Origin of the sequence: Streptomyces chilikensis (genome assembly GCF_001642695.1) — a bacterium.
Classification (GTDB): domain Bacteria; phylum Actinomycetota; class Actinomycetes; order Streptomycetales; family Streptomycetaceae; genus Streptomyces; species Streptomyces chilikensis.
Genome location: NZ_LWCC02000162.1, coordinates 1 through 6897, shown reverse-complemented (window position 1 = coordinate 6897; position 6897 = coordinate 1). Strand labels below are relative to the sequence as shown.

The following is a 6897-nucleotide window of genomic DNA, read 5'->3' as shown; positions in this document are numbered from 1 at the left end:
ACCTGGACGACCTGGCGCGCCGCCTGCTCGACCCGGTCGCCCGGCTGCTCCGCGCCGAACTGCGGCGCGGCCGGGAACGCACCGGGCGCCCCCACGACGGACGCCGCTGAGGCCACGGCGGCGGCAGGGGCCGGGAGCGGACGCGGTCACGGAACGGACGGGGCCGGGGAACGGGCGAGGTCGGAGAACGGATGAGGTCAGAGAACGGATGAGGTCAGGGAACGGATGACGGACGGATGACGGACAGCATCTTCGCGACGAGCGTGTTCTTCCGGCTCGCGATCGGCGGTGACGACCTGGGCGCCTTCCACACCTGCTCCGGCATGGGCGCCGAGGTCGAGATCGAGAGCTACGCCGAGGGCGGCAACAACGGCTTCACCTGGCAACTGCCCGGACGCGTCACCTGGTCGAACATCACGCTCACCCGGCCGGTCACCGCCGACACGGCGAAGATCGGGCGCTGGCTCGACGAGACGCTGAAGCGGGTGGAGCCCAAGGACGGCGAGATCGTGGCCCTGCGGCCGAACCTGACCCCGATCGTGAGCTGGCAGGTGTTCGGGATCGTCCCGGTGCGCTGGCAGGGGCCGTCCTTCGACCCCGGCAACCCGGCGGCGGCGGTCGAGAGCCTGGAGATCGCCCACGAGGGCCTGCGCTGGTCCTGAAGCGGCCGCCCGCCGGCTCCCCGCACCCCGCCGCTCCCCACCACCCGCCCGCCGTTCCCGACCACCCACCCGCCGCACGGAAAGGAGGCACCGGATGTCCCCAGCGACCCGCTCCAGCAGGGCCAGGGCCCAGCTGACCCTGAAGGAGCCCCCGGCCTCGGTCGGCGCGAAGCCGGGCGGCACGATCGCCAGGCTCGACCTGCAGTTCAACCCGTCCACCCTGGAGCTGCGCAAGACCACCGAGTGGCGGCGCTCCCCCTCCCGGATGGCGGAGCAGTCGGCGCTGCCCGAGTTCGTCGGCAGCGGCCCGCGCGAGCTGAGCCTGCAGGTGTTCCTGGACGCCACCGCCACCCACGACAACTCCGTCGAACAGGCGGTGGAGAAGCTGATGAAGGCGTGCGTGCCGACCCCGGCCAGCCTGGGCCGCAAGAAGCCGGCCAGCCCGTGGGTGCGGTTCGAGTGGGGCACCGCGCGGACCACCTCGTTCGACGGGGTGCTCTCCAGCCTGTCGGTGACCTACACCCTGTTCGACGTGGACGGCAGGCCGCTGCGGGCCACCTGCTCCCTGTCGATCGAGGAGGCGAGCGTCGACCCGCCGGGCCAGAACCCGACGTCCGGCGCGCGCACGGCCCGCAGCACGCACACCGTGGTGGCCGGCGACAGCCTGGCCCTGCTGGCCTGGCGGGAGTACGGGGACGCGACGGCCTGGCGGGTCATCGCGGAGGCGAACGACATCGACGACCCGATGGCGCTGGTGCCCGGCACCGAACTGGTGGTGCCGGGCCTGCGCGACGCGGGCGGTGAGGAGGAGCGGTGAGCGCGTCCGGAGCACAGGGCGGGCGGTCGTTCGCGGCGGATCCCGTCATCGAGACGCCCGCGGAACTCCCGCCGGTCTGGGCCGCCCAGCTGGTGAGCTGCGTGGTGGACGAGAACGTGGGCCTGCCGGACGCGGCACAGCTCACCTTCCGCGACCCCGACCACGAGTTCCTGCGGGCGGTCGGCATCACCATCGGCACGCCGCTCAGGGTGTCGGTGGTGACCGTGTCGGGGCAGGCCCGTGAACGGCTCTTCGACGGCGAGGTGACCGCCCTGGAGGTGGACCGGGACCGCACGGGCTCGTTCACGGTGGTGCGCGCCTTCTCCAAGGCCCACCGCCTCCAGCGGGGCCGGAAGGTGGTCGCGTACCGGAACATGACGGCGGCGGCGATCGTCCGCAAGGTGGCCGCCGGGGCCGGGCTGGCCTGCGGGACCGTGGAGGCCGCGCCGGTCACCTACCGGCAGCTCTCCCAGGCGAACGTGTCCGACTGGGACTTCCTGCAGCACCTGGCGGCCGAGAGCGGCGCGCAGGTCCGCGTCGACGAGAAGGGCCTGCTCCAGTTCACCCGGCCGCGCAAGGCGTCCGCGGCGCCCGCGCCGTCGACCTCGGCCGCCCGGGACCCGATGGTGCTGGAGTACGGCCGGAACCTGCTGGCGCTGAGGGCCTCGCTGTCCGCCGCGGACGGCGCCGCGCAGGTGGAGGTGCGCGGCTGGGACGTGACCACGAAGCGGCCGCTGGTGGCCCGGCAGCCCTCGGTGGAGAGCGACACGGTGGTGCCCGGTCTGAGCCCGGCGTTCGCCGCCCGGTTCGGCAGGTCGTCGAAGCTGACCGTCACCGACACCCCGTACCGCACCCAGGCGGAGACGACGGCGGCGGCGACGGCCACGGCCGCCCAGGTCAGCGCCGGTTTCGGCGAGCTGGAGGCGGTGGCCGAGGGCAACCCGCGGCTGCGGGCGGGCAAGCCGGTGGCGCTCGGCAACGTCGGGCAGGCGTTCTCGGGCAAGTACACGGCGACGGCCGTGCAGCACGTCCTGGAGCCGCACGGCGGGTACCGGACGACGGTGTGGGTGAGCGCCAGCCCGGACCGTTCCCTGACCGGCCTGGTCACCGGCGCCAACGCGCCGGGCCGCGGGCCGCGCATGCCGGGGCTGGCGATCGGCGTGGTGACGGACGTGCGCGAACCGGGCGGCGCCGAGACCGGCGCGGTGAAGCTGCGCTTCCCCTGGCTGGACGACACGTACACCACCGACTGGGTGCGCACCGTGCAGTGGGGCGGCAAGGGCGGCGGGGGCGTGGTGAGCCCCGAGGTCAACGACGAGGTGCTGGTGGGCTTCGAACAGGGCCTGCTGGACAGCCCGTACGTCATCGGAGGGCTCTACAACGGCGTCGACAGGCCGTCGCCCCACGACGTCCCGCTGGTCGACGGAACCACCGGAAAGGTCAACCGCCGTTCCGTCGTGTCCCGTTCCGGGCACCGGGTGGAGCTGCTGGACGCGAGGGCGCCGGGCCCGTCCGGCATCCGGCTCACCACCGGTGACGAGCGCCTCGAGGTGTTCCTGGACGACCGGCGGGACCGGATCGAACTCACGGTCTTCGCCAGGGGCCGGCAGCCCCTCACCTCCGTCCTGCTCGACCGGAAGGGCATCACCCTCGACGCGGGACGGGGCGACGTGAGCGTGTCGGGCCGGAACGTGGACATCCAGGGCCGGGTCGGGGTGAAGGTCGGCGGCCGCTCGGTGAGCGTCAGCGGCAGCCAGGACGTCACCGTCGACGGCGGCCTGCTGGGCGTCCTGAAGGCGAAGCTCATCCGGATCAACTGACCCCGCGACGCCCCCTTCCGTCCCCTCCCGGCCCTTTTCCGACTCCGACTCCGACTCCGATCCCGTCCCCGAACCCCCCGACGCCGACGTCCCGAGGAGCAACGCATGCCGGCCGCAGCCCGTACCGGTGACCCCACCGCCCACGGCGGTGTGATCGCCACGCCGCCGCCCGCCGCCGCCGCGGCCGTGGCCCGTGTGCTGATCGGCGGCCGGCCCGCCGCCGTCGTGGGCAGCCTCCACACCTGCCCGGTGCCGCCGCACGCGGCCACGGGCCCGGCCAACGTGATCCTGCCCAACCCGGTCGCCGCCACGGTGCTGATCGGCGGGCTGCCGGCCGCGCGGGCGCGCGACCGGACCGTGTGCGGCGCGGTGATCCTGACCGGCGCCCCGAACGTCCTGATCGGGGGAGCGTGATGAGCGAACGGTTCATCGGACGCGGCTGGGCCTTCCCGATGAGGGTCGGGCCGACCGGCGGCATCGCCCTGGTCGACCGCGAACGGGAGATCGAGGAGGCGATCCGCCTGGTGCTGGGCACCGCGCCGGGCGAGCGCCCCATGCGTCCCGAGTTCGGCTGCGGCATCCACGACTACGTCTTCGCCCCCGGCGACGGCGCCACCGCCGGACGCATCGCGCAGCAGGTGCGCGAGGCCCTCGAGAGGTGGGAGCCGCGCATCACGGTGGACGACGTGGTGGTCGCCTTCGACTCCGTCGAGGACGGCACCCTCTACATCGACGTGCGCTACACCGTGCGCTCCACCAACGACCGGCGCAACCTGGTCTTCCCCTTCTACACGATCCCCTCCGAGGAGGGGGCCGAGGAATTGGTCGCCGACTGATGGCCCTGCCCTCCCCGAACCTGGACGACCGGCGCTTCCAGCAACTCGTCGACGAGGCGAAGCGCTACGTGCAGCAGCGCGCCCCGGAATGGACCGATCACAACGTCTCCGACCCGGGAGTCACCCTGATCGAGACGTTCGCGTACCTCGTGGACCAGCTGCTGTACCGGCTGAACCGGGTGCCCGACAAGAACTACACCGCCTTCCTCGACCTGCTGGGCATCCGCCTCTTCCCGCCGGCCGCGGCCGTGGCCGACGTCGACTTCTGGCTGTCGGCGCCGCAGCCCGACGCGGTGACGCTGCCCGCGGGCACCGAGGTGACCACCGCGCCCGGTGAGGCCGACGAGTCCGTGGTGTTCACGACCACGGCGGAACTGGACATCCTTCCCAGCGAGCTGACCCGCCTGGTGACCGCGCACCGCGGCGGCGAGCAGACCGACCGGACCGGCGCGCTCGCCGAGGGCCGTGACATCCCCTGCTTCCAGGCCGCGCCGGAGCCGGGCGACGCCCTGCTGTTCGGCCTGCCGACGGCGGTGCCCGGCTGCATCGTCGCGGTGCGCCTGGACAGCCGTGTGGAGGGCGTCGGCGTGGACCCGCGTCAGCCGCCGCTCGTGTGGGAGGCGTGGGACGGCGGAGGCTGGCGGGCGTGCGAGACCGGCCCGGACACCACCGGAGGACTGAACAGGCCCGGCGAGGTCGTCGTGTACGTGCCCGCCGGGCACACGGCGTCGGTGATCGGCGGGACGCGGGCCGGATGGCTGCGCTGCCGCGTCACCGAGGCGGAGCCGGGCCAGCCGTTCTACTCGGAGTCCCCCACGGTGCGCGAGGCGGCGGTGTTCACCGTGGGCGGCACCATGTCCGTCGAACACGCCGAGACCGTGACCGACGTGCCGCTCGGCACCTCGGAGGGGGTCGCGGGACAGGCGTTCCGGCTCGGCCGCCCGCCCGTCCTCCTCGACGGCGAGCCCCCCGTGGTGGAGGTGTCCACGGCCGAGGGGTGGCAACGCTGGGACGTGGTCGAGCACTTCGGCCGCTCCGGCCCCGACGACCGGCACGTCCGGGTGGACGCCACCACCGGTGAGTTCTCCTTCCCCCCGGTGCTGCGCGAGCCGGACGGCACGCTGCGGCAGTGCGGCGCCGTGCCGCCCAAGGGCGCCCAGGTGCGGGTGGCCCGCTACCGCACCGGCGGCGGCCCGGAGGGCAACGTCGCCCGTGGCGCCATCTCCGTGCTGCGCTCCTCCGTCCCGTACGTCGCCCGGGTCGTCAACCGGGAGGCGGCGCGCGGCGGCGTCGCGGGGGAGACCGTCGAGAACGCCAGGCTGCGCGCGCCGCAGGCGCTGCGGATGCAGGAGCGCGCGGTGACCGCCGAGGACTACGAGGTCATCAGCCGTCAGGCGGCGCCCTCGGTCCGCCGCGTGCGGTGCCTGCCCGCCGAGGACGGCGCGGGCGCGGTACGGGTCCTGGTGGTGCCGGACGCGGTGGCCGACGAGGGCGACGACCGGCTCCGCTTCGAGCAGCTGATCCCCTCCGACCAGGTCCTGCGGACGATCACCGCGAGCCTCGACGAGCGGCGCCTGATCGGCACCCGCCTGGTGGTCGAGCCGCCGGTCTACCAGGGCGTCACCGTGGTCGCCCGGCTCACGGCGGCGCCGGGCGACACCGACCGGGTGCGCGAGGCGTCGCTCGACGCCCTGTTCCGGCACCTCAACCCGCTGCACGGCGGCCTGGACGGCACCGGGTGGCCGTTCGGACGGCCGGTGCAGTACGGGGAGGTGTTCGGCGTGCTCCAGCGCGCCGCCGGCGACGCCCTCGTGGAGGAGATCCGCCTCTTCCCCGCCGACCCGATCACCGGCCGGCGCGGCGCGCCGACGGACCGCATCGACGTCGCCGGGGGCGCCCTGGTCTTCTCCTACCAGCACCAGGTGGTCGTCACCTCCGGCCGGCCGGAGGCGGGGGCATGAGCCGCGCCGCCGTACCCGGCCTGCCGAGCAGGTACCCGATCGGCGGTCAGCTGCCCGCCCTGTACGCCGACGACGACTTCGCGCAGCGGTTCACCGCCGGGCTCGACACCGTCCTCGCCCCGGTGTTCGCCACCCTGGACAACCTGACCGCCTACCTCGACCCCCGGGTGGCCCCGGACGACTTCCTGGCCTGGCTGGCCTCCTGGGTCGGCGTCGTCGACGACCCGCGGCGGCCGCTGGAACTGCGCCGCGAGGCGGTCGCCCGCGCCGTGGAGCTGCACCGGTGGCGCGGCACCGCCCGCGGCCTGGCCGAGGGCCTGCGGCTGGCGCTCGGCGCGGAGGCCGAGGTGACCGGCGACGGCGGCGCGGCGTGGTCCGCCACCCCCGGCGCCGCCCTGCCGGCCGCCGACCCCGCCGGGCCCCTGGTCCGCGTCCGGCCGGGCCGCGACGGGGCACGGCTCGACCCGGACCGGGTCCACGCGATCGTCCGGGCCATGTGCCCGGTGCACACCACCTGCCGGGTGGAGATCCTCCCCGGCCCGTCCACCGACGAAGAGAGGTGACGTCCATGCGCGCGTGTCCCTCGTGCGGGGCTCTCAACGGTCCCACCGACGACTTCTGCGGCAACTGCGGCGCCTACCTCGGCTGGTCGGACCCGACGCCCGCCCCGGGCGCGTCCGGCGCGGCGCCGGAACCGCCGGCCGCGCCCGAGGCCGCTCCGTCCGCCCCTGAGCCGTCGTCCGCCCCGGGGCCCTCGGCGGCTTCCGCGCCCCCGGCGGCGTCGGGGCCGTCCGCGGCGCC

7 protein-coding genes are annotated in these 6897 nt (G+C 74.9%); all 7 read left to right on the top strand.

The genetic code is table 11. The features are described 5' to 3' along the window. Positions 1 to 236 precede the first annotated feature (236 nt). The 7 genes from A2U95_RS30090 to A2U95_RS30060 all read left to right on the top strand — a co-directional run bounded on the left by A2U95_RS30090 (position 237) and on the right by A2U95_RS30060 (position 6659). Entirely contained in the window at positions 237 to 662 is a 426-nt protein-coding gene (locus tag A2U95_RS30090; RefSeq protein WP_166028876.1) for a phage tail protein, read from the top strand. Between the two features lie 94 nt (positions 663 to 756). Beyond that, positions 757 to 1479 carry a CIS tube protein gene (locus tag A2U95_RS30085; protein WP_166028874.1) on the top strand — a complete coding sequence of 241 codons (723 nt, stop codon included), beginning with the start codon at positions 757 to 759 and terminating at the stop codon, positions 1477 to 1479. Then, positions 1476 to 3299 (top strand): VgrG-related protein, encoded by a 1824-nt coding sequence (locus A2U95_RS30080; RefSeq protein ID WP_166028872.1) that lies wholly within the window; start codon positions 1476 to 1478, stop codon positions 3297 to 3299. The genes A2U95_RS30085 and A2U95_RS30080 overlap by 4 nt, the downstream gene beginning before the upstream one ends. Before the next feature lie 105 nt (positions 3300 to 3404). Continuing rightward, the gene (locus tag A2U95_RS30075; protein WP_166028870.1) at positions 3405 to 3713 is read left to right on the top strand and encodes a PAAR domain-containing protein; all 309 of its coding nucleotides are present in this window, start codon (positions 3405 to 3407) and stop codon (positions 3711 to 3713) included. Next, a complete protein-coding gene (locus A2U95_RS30070) occupies positions 3713 to 4135 on the top strand; it encodes a GPW/gp25 family protein (RefSeq protein WP_166028868.1) in 423 nt (140 codons plus the stop codon). Before A2U95_RS30075 ends, A2U95_RS30070 begins: the two co-directional genes overlap by 1 nt. Further along, entirely contained in the window at positions 4135 to 6096 is a 1962-nt protein-coding gene (locus tag A2U95_RS30065; RefSeq protein ID WP_166028865.1) for a putative baseplate assembly protein, read from the top strand. Before A2U95_RS30070 ends, A2U95_RS30065 begins: the two co-directional genes overlap by 1 nt. Beyond that, entirely contained in the window at positions 6093 to 6659 is a 567-nt protein-coding gene (locus A2U95_RS30060; RefSeq protein WP_166028863.1) for a phage tail protein, read from the top strand. Before A2U95_RS30065 ends, A2U95_RS30060 begins: the two co-directional genes overlap by 4 nt. Positions 6660 to 6897: the final 238 nt, after the last annotated feature.